We start from the raw sequence: 450 nt of genomic DNA, 5'->3' as shown, positions 1-450 counted from the left end.
AGAACGATTGCAAAGAATTAGGTTCAGATTGGGGGGATTGTCAGGACCGACGCAACTTAGCGTGGGCAGCCTTGTGCCATTGTGCTATCTGAAACGCTTGATGATCCGTGACGATAGCGGAAACGCGCTTATAACCGGGAGGAAGCCCCAGCTTTTTATCTTCTTTTGATAAGGTATCGGCTAGGCTGGCGTCCCAGCCATCGGTGCCGATAGGCGGCGGTTCCAGTAGCGCGACGAGCGGGACTTCCAGAGCATTTGCGATGGCGGCGATTGTTTCGAGCGACGGGTTTCCCTTACCGGCTGTAACGTCAGATACGAAGGACACAGACAGCCCCGCGTTCTCCGCGAGGTCTTTTTTCTTGAGCCGTCTTAAGGCCAAGAAGCGGTTAATGTTAATCGCGAGAACCTTCCGATACACAGGTTCGGTTTCTTTTTTCCGCCAGGGGGTTG

The 450-nt window shown here is 53.8% G+C and carries 1 protein-coding gene; it reads right to left on the bottom strand.

The features are described 5' to 3' along the window. Nucleotides 1–40: 40 nt before the first annotated feature. A partial coding sequence (locus tag SPHV1_RS04265; RefSeq protein ID WP_369817867.1) for a helix-turn-helix domain-containing protein occupies nucleotides 41–450 on the bottom strand: 410 nt, incomplete at its 5' end.

It is taken from the genome of Novosphingobium sp. KN65.2, assembly GCF_001368935.1.
Lineage (GTDB): Bacteria > Pseudomonadota > Alphaproteobacteria > Sphingomonadales > Sphingomonadaceae > Novosphingobium > Novosphingobium mathurense.
The sequence above is the reverse complement of the archived record's forward strand: the minus strand, read 5'-3'. Positions and strand labels throughout refer to the sequence as shown.